This is a genomic window from Priestia sp. YIM B13551 (assembly GCF_042787905.1).
Lineage (GTDB): Bacteria > Bacillota > Bacilli > Bacillales > Bacillaceae_H > Priestia.
In genome coordinates this window covers 485,442-503,189 of sequence record NZ_JBHZOX010000003.1, presented here as the reverse complement: position 1 = coordinate 503,189, position 17,748 = coordinate 485,442, and the positions used below count along the sequence as shown (strand labels likewise).

Annotated in this window: 15 protein-coding genes; 1 reads left to right on the top strand and 14 read right to left on the bottom strand. The window is 38.5% G+C overall.

The features are described from left to right. Positions 1-20: 20 nt before the first annotated feature. From ggt to ACFX4N_RS19480, 9 genes are all read right to left on the bottom strand, one after another. Entirely contained in the window at positions 21-1,670 is a 1,650-nt protein-coding gene (ggt, locus tag ACFX4N_RS19520; protein ID WP_098998041.1) for a gamma-glutamyltransferase, read from the bottom strand. Beyond that, complete coding sequence (locus tag ACFX4N_RS19515; protein ID WP_098534744.1) at positions 1,671-2,831, bottom strand: CapA family protein; 1,161 nt, start codon at positions 2,829-2,831, stop codon at positions 1,671-1,673. A gap of 9 nt (positions 2,832-2,840) precedes the next feature. Then, positions 2,841-3,293: a poly-gamma-glutamate biosynthesis protein PgsC gene (gene pgsC, locus ACFX4N_RS19510; protein ID WP_098534743.1), complete on the bottom strand. Its 453-nt coding sequence runs from the start codon at positions 3,291-3,293 to the stop codon at positions 2,841-2,843. Between the two features lie 11 nt (positions 3,294-3,304). Continuing rightward, positions 3,305-4,492, bottom strand: a complete 1,188-nt coding sequence (gene pgsB / locus ACFX4N_RS19505; protein WP_098792504.1) for a poly-gamma-glutamate synthase PgsB — start codon at positions 4,490-4,492, stop codon at positions 3,305-3,307. A 699-nt stretch (positions 4,493-5,191) separates the two neighbouring features. Next, positions 5,192-6,118: an NAD(P)/FAD-dependent oxidoreductase gene (locus ACFX4N_RS19500; RefSeq protein WP_377262137.1), complete on the bottom strand. Its 927-nt coding sequence runs from the start codon at positions 6,116-6,118 to the stop codon at positions 5,192-5,194. A gap of 48 nt (positions 6,119-6,166) precedes the next feature. Further along, on the bottom strand, positions 6,167-6,811 hold the full coding sequence (gene folE, locus ACFX4N_RS19495; protein ID WP_377262134.1) for a GTP cyclohydrolase I FolE: 645 nt from the start codon (positions 6,809-6,811) through the stop codon (positions 6,167-6,169). 57 nt (positions 6,812-6,868) lie between these two features. Further along, a complete protein-coding gene (locus ACFX4N_RS19490; RefSeq protein WP_013055792.1) occupies positions 6,869-9,400 on the bottom strand; it encodes an EAL domain-containing protein in 2,532 nt (843 codons plus the stop codon). Positions 9,401-9,667: 267 nt separating this feature from the next. Continuing rightward, a complete protein-coding gene (locus ACFX4N_RS19485; protein WP_053486930.1) occupies positions 9,668-9,937 on the bottom strand; it encodes a hypothetical protein in 270 nt (89 codons plus the stop codon). Next, a complete protein-coding gene (locus ACFX4N_RS19480) occupies positions 9,934-10,152 on the bottom strand; it encodes a hypothetical protein (RefSeq protein WP_041816506.1) in 219 nt (72 codons plus the stop codon). Before ACFX4N_RS19480 ends, ACFX4N_RS19485 begins: the two co-directional genes overlap by 4 nt. A 308-nt stretch (positions 10,153-10,460) precedes the next feature. On the opposite strand from ACFX4N_RS19480, the gene ACFX4N_RS19475 reads away from it, so the two are divergent. Further along, the gene (locus ACFX4N_RS19475) at positions 10,461-11,453 is read left to right on the top strand and encodes a DUF3231 family protein (protein ID WP_377262129.1); all 993 of its coding nucleotides are present in this window, start codon (positions 10,461-10,463) and stop codon (positions 11,451-11,453) included. A gap of 149 nt (positions 11,454-11,602) precedes the next feature. Here the strand turns inward: ACFX4N_RS19475 and ACFX4N_RS19470 are convergent, their stop codons facing one another. The 5 genes from ACFX4N_RS19470 to ACFX4N_RS19450 all read right to left on the bottom strand — a co-directional run bounded on the left by ACFX4N_RS19470 (position 11,603) and on the right by ACFX4N_RS19450 (position 17,716). After that, entirely contained in the window at positions 11,603-12,241 is a 639-nt protein-coding gene (locus ACFX4N_RS19470; RefSeq protein WP_377262126.1) for an SdpI family protein, read from the bottom strand. Beyond that, positions 12,242-12,505 carry an autorepressor SdpR family transcription factor gene (locus tag ACFX4N_RS19465; RefSeq protein WP_013082079.1) on the bottom strand — a complete coding sequence of 88 codons (264 nt, stop codon included), beginning with the start codon at positions 12,503-12,505 and terminating at the stop codon, positions 12,242-12,244. Positions 12,506-12,610: 105 nt separating this feature from the next. After that, positions 12,611-12,784, bottom strand: coding sequence for a hypothetical protein (locus ACFX4N_RS19460; RefSeq protein ID WP_029324973.1), 174 nt, complete (start codon positions 12,782-12,784; stop codon positions 12,611-12,613). A 234-nt stretch (positions 12,785-13,018) separates the two neighbouring features. Then, a complete protein-coding gene (locus tag ACFX4N_RS19455) occupies positions 13,019-16,048 on the bottom strand; it encodes an efflux RND transporter permease subunit (protein ID WP_377262123.1) in 3,030 nt (1,009 codons plus the stop codon). Between the two features lie 330 nt (positions 16,049-16,378). Then, a complete protein-coding gene (locus ACFX4N_RS19450; protein ID WP_377262120.1) occupies positions 16,379-17,716 on the bottom strand; it encodes an MFS transporter in 1,338 nt (445 codons plus the stop codon). Between the last annotated feature and the right edge of the window lie 32 nt (positions 17,717-17,748).

Below are 17,748 nucleotides of genomic sequence, written 5' to 3'. Positions count from 1 at the left end.
CTCTCCTTTAAAATAAGTGTTTATTTGACTTTCCATGTTCCTTGTCTTCTAGGGTCAGCCCCTCCATAGATAACATTGTCTTTTTGATCAATAACGATAGCTTGTACGCCTCCATAATAGATAGAAGAGCTCTTCTCTTCTACGTCATAGCCCATTTCCTCTAATTCCTCTCTTACACTTGTAGGGTATTGGAACTCGGTATAAAGATGATTGTTTTCTATCGAGAATCTAGGTGCATCAATCGCGTCCTGTAAAGAGTCTTTAAATAAAAGATGGCGCACTAAAACTTCTGTAAGCATCATAGGTATTCTGCTTCCTCCTGGTGTACCTATTCCAATAACCTCGTTATCTTTTCGAAGAATGGTAGGTGCTGTAAACGTTCGTGAACGTTTTCCAGGCTCATAATAGTTAAGAGAACTCTTTATGTTATTGAAATTATTTAGATTATTATTAAGGAAAAATCCTTCTACATTTTCTCCCGATCCAAAAAAGTTGCTTAATGTATTTGTAACAGATACAACCGTTCCATCTTTGTCTGTTACAACAAAGTGAGTCGTACTAATATGCTCTTCTTCAAGATCGTTTCCTTTAAGCTGATACTTTTCAGACAGCCTATTCAGAGAAACATCTTGTGCTAATTCTCTAGAATATTCTTTGTCCGTTAACTCTTTCTCATCTATTTCAGAGAAAGCAGGATCTCCAATATGCTTAACGCGATCACTATTTGCCCGGTTCGTTATTTCAGAAGTTACATGCGTAAAAAGTGCCGTATCTTCTTCTGTCTTTTCAATGTGTAACATTTCAGCCATTTGCAGAGATTGTATTAACGTAATTCCTGCAAACGGAGGAGGTGCAGAAATCACATCGTAACCAGCAAACTCTCCTTGAACGGGTTCTCTTTCTTCAACAGAATACTCTTTTAAATCTGATTTCTGTATTCCTGGAACTTCATCCGCTATTTCCTCTGCGAGTTTCCCTTTGTAAAACACATCTGAACCTTTTTCTTTAATTAGCTCAAGCGTCTCTCCCAGCTCAGGCTGTTTGAGTTTTTCGCCTTCCTCAATAGGTTGGTTGCCTGGAAAGAAGTTAGGAATCTCATCTTCTGATAGACGATATTGTGCTCCTTTTAGACGCTCTGCAAGCTGCTGTCCGACTGGAAAACCATCATCAGCTAATTTAATAGCTGGCTCTATTAATTCATCCATTTTTTTGCTTCCGTATTTTTCATGGACCGTTTCCATCCCTTTTACAAATCCAGGCACACCTATCCCTTCTTCGGAATCTTCACTTGAAGTAGGACTGTTTTCTCGGTAATCAAAAAAAGTCGGCTTGTCCGATTGGTCACCTGGAAGGATAAGCATTCCTCCTCCTCCGCCAATACCAGACCCATAAGGTTCTACAACACCTAAAGCATAAGAAACTGCAACAGCAGCATCCACGGCATTTCCGCCTTCTTCTAACACATCCATTCCAACTTCAACAGCTATCGGATTTGAAGAGCTTACACCGTATCCTCCGGAAGAATGATTAATCTCCCTACTAGACTCAAATTTATTAATTTTTTTATAAAACTTGTTATCTGTTTCACTATTAAACTGCTGTACAATCGCGTAACCGCTAACTAACAGAACTGCAAGAAAGATCAGCGAGTACATCCATTTTCTTTTCATTTATTCAGTTAACCCCTTTTTTACTACCCGAGAGTGGTCGACTGTAAATACTAACTTATTATTTTCTTCTTTGATTGCAAGTGATTTTGAAGAACTTTTAGTCAGTCGTTTGAAGATTTTTTCTTTATAGTACGTATCCCACTTTCCTAACGGAGTCGGCGTAGCTTCTTTTATAAGTACAGGTGTAATTTCAAAACGGGCTGTTCCGTCTTTCTTTAACTTATACTGAACAAGTGCGCTCTCCCTTGATGCTGACCATCCTTGGTCGAAGACAAAATTCCCTAAGCTGTAAAAGATAACGGTATTTTTATAGACATCAACAGATTGCAAAACATGAGGATGGTGGCCAAGAATGATATCGGCCCCTGAATCTGCCATTGCTTTGGCTAATCCTTCTTGTCTAGGAGAAGGAGTCGTGTCATACTCTTGCCCCCAGTGCGCATGCACCACAACTAAATCAGCATTCTCTTTTGCTTCTTCAATTAGTGGAATAAAAATTTCCGGTTTAGCAGGAAGTATGCCTGGATTATTTTGATTAGCTGCTGAATCAGCAACATATGCATCCGTGAAACCAAGTGTAGCTATCTTAACTCCGTTAACTGTTTGATAGTTAATTTTACTAGCGTCTTTAATGTTTTTTCCAATTCCTACAAAGTCCAAGTCTGACTTATTAAACGTCTTTATTGTATCGTTTAATCCGTTTTCCAAATAATCCATCGAGTGATTATTTGCTACATTCAAAACAGACAGATTAAGATTCTTCAGAGTTTTCACGGATTGTGCGTCGGTTTGCAAGTGAATATACTTTTCCTGCTCTGCGTACTTTTTGCTAAGCGTAACTGGATGTTCAAAATTCCCTGTTGAATAGTCCGCTTTTTCAAAATAAGGCTTCACGTATCGAAATAAATTATCTTGTCCATAACGGTTAGCCACTTTTTCTACATTACGTCCAAACATGATATCTCCAACCATTGTTGCATTAAGCAATGTATCATCTGTTGTGTTATTTTCAATCGCTTCACTTGGTTTGCTTAGCAAAATGGTTCCGTACATAAAAATCACAAGGATAAATAAAGTAATCCATACATGTTTATCCGTTTTCTTCTTCGTTACTTTTATAAATTTCAATAACTTTTCTTTAAAATCCAATTTTCTATCCATCAAATCACCCTAAATAAAAAAGTTATATACAAACATTAAGCTGAATGTAGCACCGCTTATTAATAGCGTGCTTCCCATCGTCATTGCCAGCCCCTGCTTTTGAATCGTGTTCGCAATTAATCCAGGGACAATGACGCCAATTCCGCGAAACTCGTAAATTTCAAAAGGCATAACGGGATAAAAATAGTCAAATATTAGCTTCAGCGAAATTCCCACCACTAACATCGCAGCGAATTTACGACGGCCATATAAAATCACAAATCTTCCAATACCATGTTTTACGATAACGTAGGTTAATAGACTAATAATTAATACCATGACTAAGAAAACCGGCTGATCGAAAATCAAACCAATATAACCTGGAACAACCAACCCTGCAGGAATAATTCCTGTTTTTTCTGTAAAAATTAAACTTAAAATAACTCCTAAAACTAATGCTACGTATAAATCTGAGCCAAACATTCAATTTCCTCCTAGACAACTTCCTCGATATGTTCATATTCCTTCATTACTTCAATTAGTGGTTCAGCAGCACCATGTATATTTCCTACTCCGTAAATCATTCGATTATGTAATTCAGGTCTTAACTTATTAAATATCTCTTCTGTACTATGACCTTCTAAATCCCAAATTTCTTTTGCTGGAATCTTTCCTTCATTGTAGGTATCCATGATAGGGCTTGTTGTTTCTCCAATCAACACTAAAATATCAGTTTTAATATATGGTAGAACATCTCTCGCGAATTGCTCTGTACGATCTACACGATCAGGACGGCAATTCATAATAACGATAGGTGAATCTACTGAATAACCAATCTCCCCTACCCTCTCCCAAATACGCAATGTGGAAGCGGCATCATTTGCAGCAAATCCGTTTACTAAGAATGCAGGCGCCTTAGGGTTACCAAACTTGGTAATTCTCATTGCACCAGGATCTGGATGAGCATTCAACATTCCTCTAAAAGCAATTTCTTCCGGAATATCTAATGCTTCCGCTACGGCTAAAGCAAGGGATGCGTTATCTGGGAATACCATATAATCGAATTTTCTTAAGAACTCATCTGTAATCCTTGAATTATCAGCCACAATCACTTTCGTTCTTCTCTTTGCAGCAACTGTTTTAAAATATTCAAGGTAAGGACCATCGATTGTAATTAAATGTCCTTTATAAGGAATCGTTGCTAGAAATGCTTCAGCTACCTCGTCTAATGTCGGACCCATAACATCCATATGATCCTCTAATACATTTACAATGACACCGATATTAGCTTGAATCATTTTTTCTTGGAAAGTAATTTGATAGTCTGGGTTTACAGCCATACATTCACTTACCAATGCCTCAGCTTCTAACCTTGCAGCTTCTTTTACTACGCGCCTTTGTTCACCGATATTCGGCCCTTCAGGTCTTCTGATAATTGGCTTTTCTTCATCCGTAAACCAATAAATCATTCTGGCTGACGTTCCTGTAGTTTTTCCTACAGTTTTATATCCAGCCTCCGTTACAATACCCGTTATTAATCTAGTAACTGTTGATTTCCCGCGAATTCCATTAATGTTAATTCTCACGGGGATAGAATCAATATTTTTTTGATGTTTAATCTGCTCCCTTGCTCCATAAGCAAGGACTAGAAACAAACAGATTAAAATAACACTGAGCACCATTAAACCGTTTCCTCCTTATTTACGCCGACTTTTGTCGGAATAGATATGTTAAACTATTAAAAAATAATTAAAATTACGCCCTATTTTTCAATTTTTTTACTCAACTTTTATAGTTAATCATACCTAGATGAGTTTATCAACAGGAGAATTAGTTGTAAAAAATGTATTTTTTAAACATTTTAGTCATTCCATATGTAAATAATTCCATAACCCTTTACTTTTAAGATCCTTCGCTATGACAAATAGGTTCAACACTTGAAGAGTCAGCTTACTCGTTACTCAAAGCATTGACCCTTCATATACGAGGCCACGCATATTAGCATTTATCATTTTAACCAAGAAAAATTTTACCTCAAATAACAATAAGAAGAAGGGTCAATTAAATAGAATAAGTAAATAAATGAATGGGTATTTTTCAGTAAAGCGGATGTTTCGGGAAAACGTAGGGCTCTATGTGATGCTGTCATTAGCGATTCTCCGCTTTGATCTCATCATTGAATATGTTCTTATTAAAAAGCGAGGGTCCGATCCCAAAGGCTATATTACTTTTTTTCAAACCATTTGTATGCCGGTGAACGTGTTTCTTTTATGTTTATTGTACTTTTCAAGTTAAAAAGCATCTATCCTCATGGGTAGATGCTTTTTATAGGTCATTTATTTTTTATCTGCAACGCTTTGTAAGATATATCTAACAAAACATTACATATTTAAGAGACTTGATAAATGCTTGGCTACAACCGCTCCTTGGCCGGCTGAAGAGCTAATACTAGAAAACAAGGGAGTCGTGCACGCGTCTCCAATTGCATAAATAGACGGGTTGCTGCTTTGATGCACTTCATTAATGACGATGAGCCCACTTTGTGTAGTGGTGACTTTTTCTTTAATGAGTTCAACATTGGGCGCTATGCCCAGTCTAATCAGCACTGCGTCTACTGATAAGTTCTCGCATTCACTGTTTTTACTTTTTAAATCGATCGATGTGACATGATGCTTTCCATGGATAGCCGTCACTTCGGTATCTGTTATCACCTTAATACTAGGATCGGAAAGAACTTTTTCAACGTATTGCTCTCTTGCTTTGAAATGCGTAGAACGATGAATCAGATATACTTCTTTTGCTTTTGATGCTAAAAGATGTGCTCCTTCAAAAGCCCGGTCTCCTCCGCCAATGAGAGCAACCCTTTTACCTTTTAACCGTTCTCCGTCTGCTGAGGCAGAATATACTTCTCCTCGGTCAATCATTTGCTGCTCACCAGGCACTCCGAGCTTTCGCTGACTAGAGCCCGTTGCTAAAATAAGATACGTATAGCTAATTTCCTTTTCTGTTTCTTGCTGCTTTACTTTTACTGTTTTAGAACGTTCATCAATGGAAATTACTTTTGTATTCACTTCATATAAGCAGCCCATATCGATAAAATGCTGAACCATTTTACGCTGCATCTCAATTCCATTTTCCGCTTGTATTCCGGGATAATCAATAATCTCATTATAAATAGTAAACAGCTGTCCGCCTAACTGTGCCTGCTCTTCAAGAAGCAAGCAATCAACGCCTAGCCTTTTACACCACACGGCAGCAGAGATACCAGCGGGTCCTCCGCCAATAATCAGTACGTCAACATGTTGCATACAGCTCACCTCGCTTCTGCTTCTCAGCTTATATGGCTTTTTGTTTCTTTACATTTGTCGCTGTAAAAGAGATAAAAATTCTCCACGAACCTCTGGTTTTTCCATAAATGTTCCTCGAACGGATGAAGTGGCTGTAGAAGCTGAAGATTTTTTAATTCCTCTTCCGCACATGCACATATGCTTTGCTTCAATAATCACCATAACTCCTTTCGGTTCTAACACTTCTTCGATTGCATCTGCAATTTCATTTGTTAGACGTTCTTGAACTTGAAATCTCTTTGCATACCCTTCTACCGTACGAGCGATTTTAGATAAACCTGTAATTTTTTTATCCGGTATATACCCAACGTGGGCAACGCCAAAGAAAGGCGCAAAGTGATGTTCACACATTGAGTGAAATTCAATGTCTCGTATTAACACCAATTCATTGTGATTCACATCAAATGTTTTTTCCAAATGAGCTTTCGGATCTTCTCGGTAGCCTTCCGTGTATTCTAAAAACGCCTTTAGCACGCGGTACGGCGTCTCTTCAAGGCCGTCTCTTTCCGGATTGTCTCCGCATAAATCAATCAGCTCTTTCACCGCATTCATAAATGTGTCAGCTTGACCTATTTTTTTATCTATTTCATTTGAATTCGTGCCTAGTGTTTCTAAAAATTTTTGAGCAATTAAATTTTGTGTACTTAGTGCCATCTTTTTATGTCCTCTTCCCTTTTCTTAGTAAGTTTATTTTTAAATGATGGTTTTGCTTCAGCTATTTAAAAACGCTTCTTCAAAATCTTCTGCAGCAAGAGGCTTGCTAAACAAGTATCCCTGCATGTGATCACAGCCATTTTTCATTAAAAACGCTTTTTGATATTCTTCTTCTACACCTTCTGCGATTACCTCCAGCTTTAAGCTTTGAGATAAGCTGATAATCGCCTGGGCAATTTCACTGTTGCTGTAATCTTCTTGAATATCTTGGATAAAAGACCGGTCGATTTTCAAACAATCGATTGGTAATTTTTTTAAATAACTCAACGAAGAATATCCGGTTCCAAAATCATCGATAGAAATTGATATACCATATTTCTTTAACAGATGTAAAGCTTTAATCGTTTCTTCCGCGTTCATAAGCAGTGTACTTTCTGTAATTTCCATTTCAAACCAAGCGGGATCAAATCTATGCAGCGAAAGAAAGTGTTTAATTTCATTAACCAAAACAACCGGATCTTGAAATTGCCGCGGGGAAAAATTGACCGCCAGTGTCATTTTTTCGTCTGAGACCTTATTCCATTCGCTGACTTGAGAACAAGCTTTCTTCATCACAACTTCCCATAAGTATTGAATCAAACCAGCTTCTTCTGCTATAGGGATAAACGCTTCTGGAGAAACAAATCCAAGCTCTGCGTCATTCCAGCGAACTAATGCTTCTACGCCGGTGATTACATTGCGCTTTGCTTCTATTTTCGGCTGATAGTAAACGTCAATGTCACCTTTTTGAATTGCTTTTCGCAAGCGCGTTTCGATGTGAACTTTTTCAGCTTGTTTTTTATTTAACGAGTCATGATAGATACTTACTTTACTGCCGCCTTGTCTTTTTGAAGCATACATGGCGACATCTGCATACGTAATAAGCGTGTCCAAATTCGTAGAGTGCTCCGGATAGAAGCTTAGCCCGCTGCTTATACTGACGAACACTTCATCGTTGTCAATGTAGCAGGGCTGTTGAACATACGCCATGATCTTCTCGGTGATACCTTTAACTTCTTCCGGTGTAAAATCACTGAATAAAATGACAAACTCGTCTCCTCCTTGCCTTGTAAGAAAGCTGTTAGCAGAAGGAAGACATTCTTTAATTCGGTTAGCTATCAGCTGTATAAGCTGATCTCCTTTTGAATGCCCTAGCGTATCATTAATATCTTTAAACCGGTCTATATCCATAAATAACACGGCTACGTGACGAATGGACTTTTCCTTCGACTCAATTAAGCGCCTGTTTAATTGTTCTTTAAAATATCTTCTGTTCGGCAATCCTGTCAAAAAATCGTGGTACGCATGATACTCACTTTCTTCCTGACTTTTCTTTAAATCATCTACATATGTTTTTAAAAAGTGAGAAAGGTGGTTGATGTTTGCTACAAGTCCTCCCAGCTCATCTTTTCTTCTTGTATTCAGCACCTTGCCGAAATTACCTTTAGCGATTTGATTTACGTGCTCCATAATATGTTTAATCGGCCGCGTAATGGATGTAGAGAAGATAAAGCTTATAATAAGGACAATAAAGATAAACGGAAGAGACAATAATAAATGTTTAATTAATTCTTGCTGCAGTTCTTTTTCAATAAGTCCGTAGTCATACACTACGCCTATTACATAAGCTGGAGTGTTTTTTTCTTTAATCGGTACCAATGTCTTTAATACTTTTTTATGGTTAATTTCAGCAAGATAGCTTTGTGATTTTCCCGTTTTTAAGACCTCTTGTATGGATTTTTTATCCCGTTCGGTATTTCGGTACGTGTATGTTCCGTACCAAATCGGCTGATCTTTTATTTTAATATATTTATTGCCGTTTAAGTATACGTTTTGATTTCTTTTCCCGAAATTTTTGGGGTTAAAAACGGTTAGTTCAAGAACGCCTTCCAGATTTTCTGTGAAGCGGTTCATCACGTTCGTAGGACCGAACCTTTTTTCAAAATCCAGTACGTGCCGATCACGGAAATAAGGATCAATAATATAATTAGTAGACCCGTCGTAATAATAGCCCCACTTGTCAATGTGATTAGGGTTGCTGGAGGCTACTTCAATCGGACCGCTCCAAAAGTGAGGTAGAGTCACTCCTTTTTTGGTAGTAATCGTCTGCTGAGAAAGCAGCTGCCGAAAAGATGTATACCAATAGCCCCACTCTTTTGTAGACATATTGATTTCCTTAGGATCAGAAGATTTTACGCCTATAATATCATCTCCTGCAGGAGCTAATAATGTAATGTGAGATATCATCAGTTTTTTAGCCAGTCGCTTTAACTGGTCATTGCTGACGTCATGGTAATCAGCAGGCAAAGAATCCTGAATCGCAATCGAAGCCGTTCTTAATTCTTGTGCCATTCGATTTTCCATATAGGAAGCACTATTTTTTGAGTTTTCGACTTCGTACGCAATTTCCTCTGTTACCAGCGTGATTTCTTTTTTGTTAAATTCTATTAATCTATTTTTTGATCGAATGTAGTGCAAGGTATTATTCGCTAGTAGAATACACAATACCAGCAAAGTAAAGAATACGGATAACTTTTTCTTTATCGACACTAGTTGGCTGCCTCCTGTTTAAAGAACGGATCCGACAGTTTTAACACTTGTTTATGTTCTCTAGATTTACATCGGATACTATTCTTTAATTTCCACAAAAAAAGAATGAACTCATACAAAAAACCAACCGATTTGGTTGGCTCTATTCATAGCTAGTATAAAACATATTAAATACATACTTTTATTTACACGGATAGAACAAATTTGTATTCCTATAATATTTTAACTCTTTTTTTCAAAATATCAATGCGTAAATTTTAACTTTCTTTATCTATGCTGCTTTTTAAACTTCTTCACTATTCGTTGATACCAGTAGATTCCGGCTCCCGTTAATAAAATAATGGTTCCCCACTGATGCGGTAAAAACTTCAGCAGCCATATAGACATTATAATAGTAGCTACCGTTAAGTTACTCAGCCACTGTTCTCGGCTTAGATTTTTCTTATTCATCACCACCGCTACATAACCAATAGGCGGTGCAAAAAAGCACAGCAGCAGCAGAAATTTTTCTGAACGGTGCCAAGGCTGTTTATTCATTTTTTCTCACTTTTTCTATTTAAAATAAACTGATAGCCAAACGTCACAACGATCCCTGTCCAAAACATAGAAGATGACGACACTAACTCGGCACCTTTATAGGTATACATTATTATGTTCACAAACAGCAGCAATAAAAGTATATAAAAACCTGCCGACACAGCTTTATTCCAATTTTGATGCTCCCGTTTAGAAGCATCCTTAAAAAACTTCATCGAAACTCTCCTTTTACATCTTATCCATCACTTGTCCATTTAGGGGTTCTATCTTTATGTTAGCTTATTGGGTAGTTTTGGAAAATAGATAGAGGAAATTGTTAGAGTACAGAGTTGAGAAAAATTCTTTTGATAGTTCCTATTCATAACAGTAAAACGAAAAAACAATGTTTCTCTAGACGTATACCCTAGCCGTTATTTTCTTTTTCCAAATTGACCTATGGAATAACTTAACACACCCTTGCCCACACTATACTTATCTGTTTTTTATAAATACGTATCATTTTTATAGATAGGAGGAAAGCTCATTGAACGCAGAAAGCAAGCGTTTGACTTCAACTGAAATAACAAGTCTATGCGCGCAGTACCATCAGGATACGCTGGCGGTTTGTGTCGCGAAACACGTTCTTGCAACGGTGACGGATGCCGAGATTCGGTCGCTGTTTGGCTTTTCGCTAAAGTTATCTGAAAAGCATATTGAGCTGCTGACTGCCATTTTTCGGGCCGAACATTTTCCGCTGCCGAACGGATTTACAGATGAAGATGTGGACTTGCACGCACCTCCGCTTTTTACAGACTCGTTTTGGCTGAAATATCTTCACGACATGACGATTCATGGCTTGTCAGGGTACGGCATTTCGTTTAGCGTGTCGATTCGCCGAGATATTCGAGATTATTATCATCAATGTAATTTAGATGCGATGGAAATCTACAATCGGTCGCTCGATTTGCTTTTAGCACAAAATCTTTATGTGCCGGCTCCTTATTTTTTAACTCCGAAAAAACAAGAGCCGATCACAGATTTGTCTTACGCTCTTGATTTTGTCGGAAAGCAGCGTCTTTTAAACGCAAATGAAGCCAGTAATATTTATTTTAATTTACGTAAAAGCATGGTAACCAAAGCTCTTTTAATTGCATTTAAACAAGTAAGTAAACGAAAAGATGTACGGAAAGTCATGGAGACGGGGCTTGATGTAGCCCACAAGCATATTGAGCTTTATTCTTCCATTATGCACGAAGAAAACCTTCATACTCCTCCGCTTTTGGATAATGAAATCACAACATCTACACACGCGCCTTTTTCAGAAAAACTGATGACGTTTCACGCAGGCGCAATGTTTAAAGTAGCTATTACCTATTATGCAACGGCAATGACTACCAGTATGAGGCTTGATATTGTTGGTCACTGTGAAGCGTGTATTTTAAGAGACTTAAAAGTAGCGGGGCGCTGCAGCGAAGTGATGATTAAAAACGGGTGGATTGAAAAGCCGCCTGAAGCAAGCGATCGTAAGCAAATGTAAGTTTTTTCATAGCAGCTCTTGATCTGAAACGCGTTTCATACTTTATGCTGTATTTATTCCCATCAGCCGGCGTGACACGAACGGTGGCGTTACGGCTGATATGTTATCCATAAAAAAATCCGGTGTATTCACCGGATTTTTTGGTATGCTTACATATTCATTTCTTTTTTATACGCCAGGTACGAATACAGATAAGGAATCGCCACGCACAGAACGATACTCCCCCACATGATAACTGACTTGTATCCATCAGGTAAAAAAGCGCTAATAAGAATTAGCAGTCCGCCGATAAAAAAGAGCTTTCCAGATAAACGATGCGTCTTTTTCCATACGGTTTCATTGCTTAGCGTCCACGGTGTACGAATCCCCATAAAATAGTTAGAGCGCACGCGCTGCAAGTAGTTTCCGATAATGATAAAAATGATTCCAGCCATAATTGGAGCAATGTACGACATTGGCACGTTGTAGCCAAGCCCTTGTAAAATGGTACTCATATTTACAAAAAAGAATAATAGCAGCACGGCGTTTAACAGAATATTATACGTTTTTGAAAAGTACTTATAATTTTCTTTACGCGGGTCAATTCGCGGAACAATTGCGATGATAAAATAAATAAGTGCCATGATTCCTACTGTTAAGATCATTGCATTTATCTTTGTTGCAAATCCGTCTGCTTCTCCATTTGCTCCCCAGTGAATGGGCATCGTAGCCGGAAGGTGCGGCAGTGCAATCAGCCATGCAACCAGTGTTAAAAGGGTAATGCCTAAAGGAAATAAATGCTTTTTCATTTAACTCTCTCCTTTCTGAAAGCTGAAAAACCAGCCGATTAAATCTTGAAAAACGGTTGTATTTAGCGAATAAATCACAAACTGCCCTCTTTTTTCATCTTGAACGAGGTCCGCTTGCTTCAAGATTTTTAAATGATTTGAGATGCTTGGTTTGGTCATGTTAAAATACTCGGAAATTTCTCCTGCGGTTAAATCCCGTTCTTTTAACAGCTCTAAAATCTTCCTGCGAGTGGGATCCGCCAGGGCTTTAAACGTTTCATTCAATTGAAGTTCATCTCCATCATATTTAAGTATTTAGATAATTATCTAAATATTAAACTATAGAATATACTATGTCAATATTTTGAAAAGAGAACATCTGCATTTGACTCATTTTTTTGTTTTTTCAAAGCAGTCCATACATACAAATTGAGCCTCTTGATGTAAAAAAGCTTTAATTTCAGTCATGCCTCTTTTACTTGGATACTTCATTCGCATCCATACTTCTTCATTCGGCTGAATTTCTTTTTGACAAACGGAACATCGCTCTTTTATTCCAAACATATTATCCCCTCCATTTCCTTATCTAATTATACGTTTCACTAGTAAAAAGGTTTCATAAAAAGAGGATGGGACATAACCAAATCAACCCTAGCTAGAAGCAACTACAGATCTGAAACCTACGTTCACTCTACCAATAAAAAAATCCGAACGAGTCGGATTCTTTCTCAAGAATCTCAATTCATCGTTCGGATCTTCCTTCACCTAACATACTTATGTCCTAACCTCTTTTAAACATTATAGCGGCGTTACGTCTTCCTGCTGTTTTTGCTGTATTCTTTGCTTTTTCGATTTTCTGAAATGAAGCAGTTCATATACAACGGGAATGACTACAAGTGTAAGCAGAGTCGCAACGGCCAATCCTCCGATTACAACGACTGCTAGACTTTGAGAAACAAGGCTTCCGCTTTCGCTTTGTTTGAATAACAGCGGCAGCATCGCACAAATCGTAGCGGCAGACGTCATGACAATTGGACGCATACGCGTAGCGGCTGCTTCGACAATCGCATCGCGCATAATCATTTTCTTTTCATTTTGCTTCACGCGGTCTAGAAGTACAATTGCATTGGTCACAACGATACCAATCAGCATTAGTGCTCCAAGTAGAGCCGTTACGTCTACTGGAATGCGGCTAACTAATAACCCTAAAACGGCACCGATTGCAGCAAGCGGAAGTGAAAATAAAATCGCAAACGGCGTGCGGATCGTTTTAAACGTAATCACCATAATTAAGAACACAATACCAATCGACACGAGCATTGTAATGAACAAGTCAGAGAAATCCTCTCCTTGCTGAGTGCTTGCTCCGCCGATTACAACGTCAACATCTTTTGAAATGGACAGTCCTTTATTCTTACCGTCTCCAAAAATTGTTGTTTGAATGTCTTTATTAATCTCTGAAAGCTTTTCTGGATTGACATCCGCTGTTACTTGAATATACGGGTCTCCATTTTTATGAAACTGATTTGTCGGCTTTTCAGCTTGCGTTAGTGAAGCCACTTTTGAAACAGGTGACGGTCCTGTCTCTGTCATAATAGAAATATCTTTTAACTCTTTTGGTGATGTTGGATTTAAGACAGATTCAAGAAGTACGTTTGCTTGCTTGCCTTCTAAATCTATCGCCCCAATCGGCGTTTTATTCAGCATAACGCCAAGCTGCTGCGCTACTTGCTGCGTATTCGCTTTTGTTGGATCTACGTCTAAAGAGTAAATGGTTTTCTTTTCATCTTGGTTGGTAGAAACTTTGTCTACTCCTTTTATATCGCTAATTTCTTTCTTAATGCTGCTTGCTGTTTTTTCTAATTTGTTCATGTCGTTTCCAATCACATCAACGGTAATGGAAGTAGTGGAAGCTCCCATTAGTGAAGCAGCACTGACGCTAAGGTCCCCTCCGTCATAGAGTTTCTTTTGATTTTCAATTCGTTTCATCAGCGAATCAATGTTTTCACTGTCTTTTACTATAATCGTATACGTAGCTTCAGTAGGCGAACCAACGTCTCCCCACTTTGCTCCTTCGTCTGTATTACCAAGCTGCATATATACATCTTTCACTTCTTTTTGAGCTAAAATATAGCGTTCAAGCTGCAGTGATTTTTCTTCTACGGTTTTAATTGGCGTATTATTTGGATAGCTTAACGTCGTGCCTACAAAGTCAGATGAAGAGTTATCCACCGCTCCTTTAGGCATCATCGTGTAGGCACCAATAGATCCGACAAATAAAAGCAGCGAAAGCAGCAGCACAACCCATTTATGATTAAGCGACCACGTAATAACCTTTGTAAAACGAACCGGCTGTTTGTGCTTGCGAAGTTTTTCATTTTTTAATAATCCGGCGCTCATTAACGGTACAACGGTAAGCGCCACAATTAATGAAGACAGCAGCGAATACGTCAGCGTTAGAGCAAACGGAAGCATAAAGTCTTGAAGACCTCCATTTACAAGGCCGATTGGTAAAAAGACGGCCACTGTCGTTAGCGTAGAAGCGGTAATAGCAGAGCCTACTTCTTTTGTCGCATCAATAATCAAGCCAAGCGAAAATTCTTCTTTTTGCATTTTTCGAAAGATGTTTTCAATAACAACGATGCTATCATCTACCAATCTCCCAATCGCTACAGCTACTCCTCCAAGCGTTAAAATATTAAGCGTGACGCCTGATTTGGATAATAAAAAAAGCGTAAAGCAAAGCGATAGCGGAATGGATACAATTGTGATAAACGTAGAGCGAACGCTGCGTAAAAACAGCATGATTACAACGGTCGCAAAAAATGCGCCTAGCAACACTTCTTTCATCATTGAATGAACAGAGTTTTGCACGCTGTCTCCTGTGGCAAAAAATACAGAAGCATTTACATTTTTATAATCTTTGCTGATTTGTTCAGACAGTTTTTTTACTTCTTTTGTAATGCTAACGGCGTTTGAGTGACTGTCTTTCGTGACAATAAGTAAAAGCGCATCTTTTCCATTAATATGCGTCACGACACCTTCAGGCTTTTTCACCTCTACTTTTGCAAGGTCTCCTAGTGTTACATTCGGTGCAACCGGCAGCTTTTTCACTTTGTCCAAGCTGTCAATTTTACCTGTTACATTGATGTTGCTCGACTTGTTATTAATGACTTTTTCTCCAACTGCAAGCGACGTGTTTTTTCCTTCTAACACGCTGATGACTTTATCAATGGTCACGTTCTTTTGTGACAATTTTTTATTATCAACTTTAATAGACACGTAGGAATCCGCTGTTCCATACGTTTGAACACTCGCAATGCCTTTAACGTCTTTATATTTAGGGATCAGTTTTTTCTCTGCAAGATCCAGATTGTCTCTTGTTAATCCTTCTTTGAATGTAAGTGAAATATCTGCGATGGGAATCATAGAGGTATTTAATTGAATAACATTAGGTTTTGATACGCTGGCTGGAAGCTGCACCGAAGACAGCGCTTCTTGGACGTTTGTTTTTGCTTCTTTCATATCCGTTTTGGATTCAAATAAAATATCGATTTTGGAATAGCCGTCTCCCGTCGTCGAATACACGTTGCTTTTTCCTTTAACACCGGCTACCGCTTCTTCAATCGGTGACGTAACTTGTTTTTCCATGGAGTCTGCATCCGTTCCTTGCCCCATAACCACTACTGACACTTGAGGCTGATCAGCGGTCGGCAGGAATTCCATCGGAAGTGTAAAATAACTAATGACTCCTAAAGCTAAAATTAAAATAGACATAATGGTGATAGCCGCTTTGTTTTTAAACGACCATTTGGTGAGCCAAGACATAAAATTTCCCCTTTCACTTTTTCGTACGAACTTAGCCAAACATTTCTAAAATATGCTAAAGAACTACTAAATTATACCTAATGATCCTTACCATTTAAAGACTTATTTTTGTAAAAAGTCCCATTATTTGAACAAAACCCTTTATGTATATGCTTTTAGTTATGTAATCAGTCTCTTTACAGCACAAAAAAAAGACGCCGATGCCCGGCGTCCCACATGTAGTAAGTGAAAGAAGAAGAAGAATATGCCTACGATTTCTCAGGCAATTCTATGACCTTATTTGGTTTTTCCCGTTTTTTTATGAAATAAACATATTTAGCATAAATTCCCTCAACTAGCAGCTCGGCTGTGCTTTGATTCCGTATCGTTTTGAATTTTTAACGACGTTAATAAAGCCACGATGCTTCCTGCAAAGCCAAATAAAAACAAGTGATGAATGCCTGCCATAAAGCTTCCGCCTGAAGTCAGCAAAGCACCCATAATGGTAACGCCGATTGCTGTTCCCATGTTTCTGCAAAACATAAAAAACGACGTAGAAATACCTCTTTCATGTCCTCCTACTAATTGCTGCACACCAATGACTCCAACCGTAGACAGCAGTCCAAACGATAGTCCTTGTACAATCATGACGCAAAACACATAGAAGAAACCATGACTTTCATTTAGCATCAGCAGCAGCGTTCCTGATCCAACCAGCAGCACATTCCCAATTAACAAAAGCTTTCTGTAGCCGTGTTTTAAAATCCATTTACCTGCAGGAACGGACACAGACATCCAGCCGACCGCTGTTCCTAACAGCGCAACTCCGCTCATAAACAGTGACAAATGCGCCACTCGCTGTAAAAATAACGGAATGTAGCTCGACGTACCGAATAAAGCTACTGTCCCAATAAACGCATTGATATTAATCCATGACAGCGTTTTGTTTTGGAACATAGACAGCGGTACAATCGGAGAAGCATGTTTTCGTTCATGCAGATAAAAAATGACTAGTAAAATAAGTCCAACGACTGTATACACAACTCGGTTTTGTTCCACTACCGTAACGAGCAAGAGTGACGTAACACCCGCTCCAAATAAAATGGCACCGATGTAATCGACTTTTGCTCTTTTCGGCTCATAGCTTTCTTGGTACGGCATTAACGTAAGAAATGACACGATACATACCGGTAAATTAATAAAGAAAATCCACCTCCACGTTAAGTAATCCACAAAAAAAGCGCCTAAAAGCGGAGCTAACACAGCTGATAATCCCCACATTGTTGTAAACAGCGCCTGAATTTTCCCTCGCTTCTCTACAGGAAATAAATCTCCGGCAATAATAGCGGGAAACGCCACCATAAACCCGGCTCCTATTCCTTGAACCGCACGGAAAAGAACAAGCTGAATCATCGTATTTGCCACGCCGCAAAGCATCGAACCAATTAAAAAAGCAATAATTCCAAACCCAAATACTTTTTTGCGGCCAAATAAATCCGATAATCTCCCTGCTACTGGAGATAAAATCGTACTTGCAATCATGTACGAAGCAAACGACCACGCGTACAAATCAAACCTTCCCAGCTCTTTTGCAATAACGGGCATCGTCGTATTCATAATCGTTGAATCAAGCGAAGCCACTAGCATTGCCAGAACAATACTAAACATTACGGACGTTCTGCTTTTCATTTGACAATCTCCTTACCTCTATAATCTGAGCA

Bases quoted from the DNA above. Each gene is read 5' to 3' on its own strand.
- ggt (WP_098998041.1), bottom strand. From the start codon at position 1,670: ATGAAAAGAAAATGGATGTACTCGCTGATCTTTCTTGCAGTTCTGTTA.
- pgsB (WP_098792504.1), bottom strand. From the start codon at position 4,492: ATGGTGCTCAGTGTTATTTTAATCTGTTTGTTTCTAGTCCTTGCTTAT.
- ACFX4N_RS19455 (WP_377262123.1), bottom strand. From the start codon at position 16,048: ATGTCTTGGCTCACCAAATGGTCGTTTAAAAACAAAGCGGCTATCACC.
- ACFX4N_RS19500 (WP_377262137.1), bottom strand. From the start codon at position 6,118: ATGCAACATGTTGACGTACTGATTATTGGCGGAGGACCCGCTGGTATC.
- ACFX4N_RS19460 (WP_029324973.1), bottom strand. From the start codon at position 12,784: ATGTTTGGAATAAAAGAGCGATGTTCCGTTTGTCAAAAAGAAATTCAG.
- ACFX4N_RS19470 (WP_377262126.1), bottom strand. From the start codon at position 12,241: ATGAAAAAGCATTTATTTCCTTTAGGCATTACCCTTTTAACACTGGTT.
- ACFX4N_RS19480 (WP_041816506.1), bottom strand. From the start codon at position 10,152: ATGAAGTTTTTTAAGGATGCTTCTAAACGGGAGCATCAAAATTGGAAT.
- ACFX4N_RS19485 (WP_053486930.1), bottom strand. From the start codon at position 9,937: ATGAATAAACAGCCTTGGCACCGTTCAGAAAAATTTCTGCTGCTGCTG.
- ACFX4N_RS19515 (WP_098534744.1), bottom strand. From the start codon at position 2,831: ATGGATAGAAAATTGGATTTTAAAGAAAAGTTATTGAAATTTATAAAA.
- pgsC (WP_098534743.1), bottom strand. From the start codon at position 3,293: ATGTTTGGCTCAGATTTATACGTAGCATTAGTTTTAGGAGTTATTTTA.
- ACFX4N_RS19450 (WP_377262120.1), bottom strand. From the start codon at position 17,716: ATGAAAAGCAGAACGTCCGTAATGTTTAGTATTGTTCTGGCAATGCTA.
- folE (WP_377262134.1), bottom strand. From the start codon at position 6,811: ATGGCACTAAGTACACAAAATTTAATTGCTCAAAAATTTTTAGAAACA.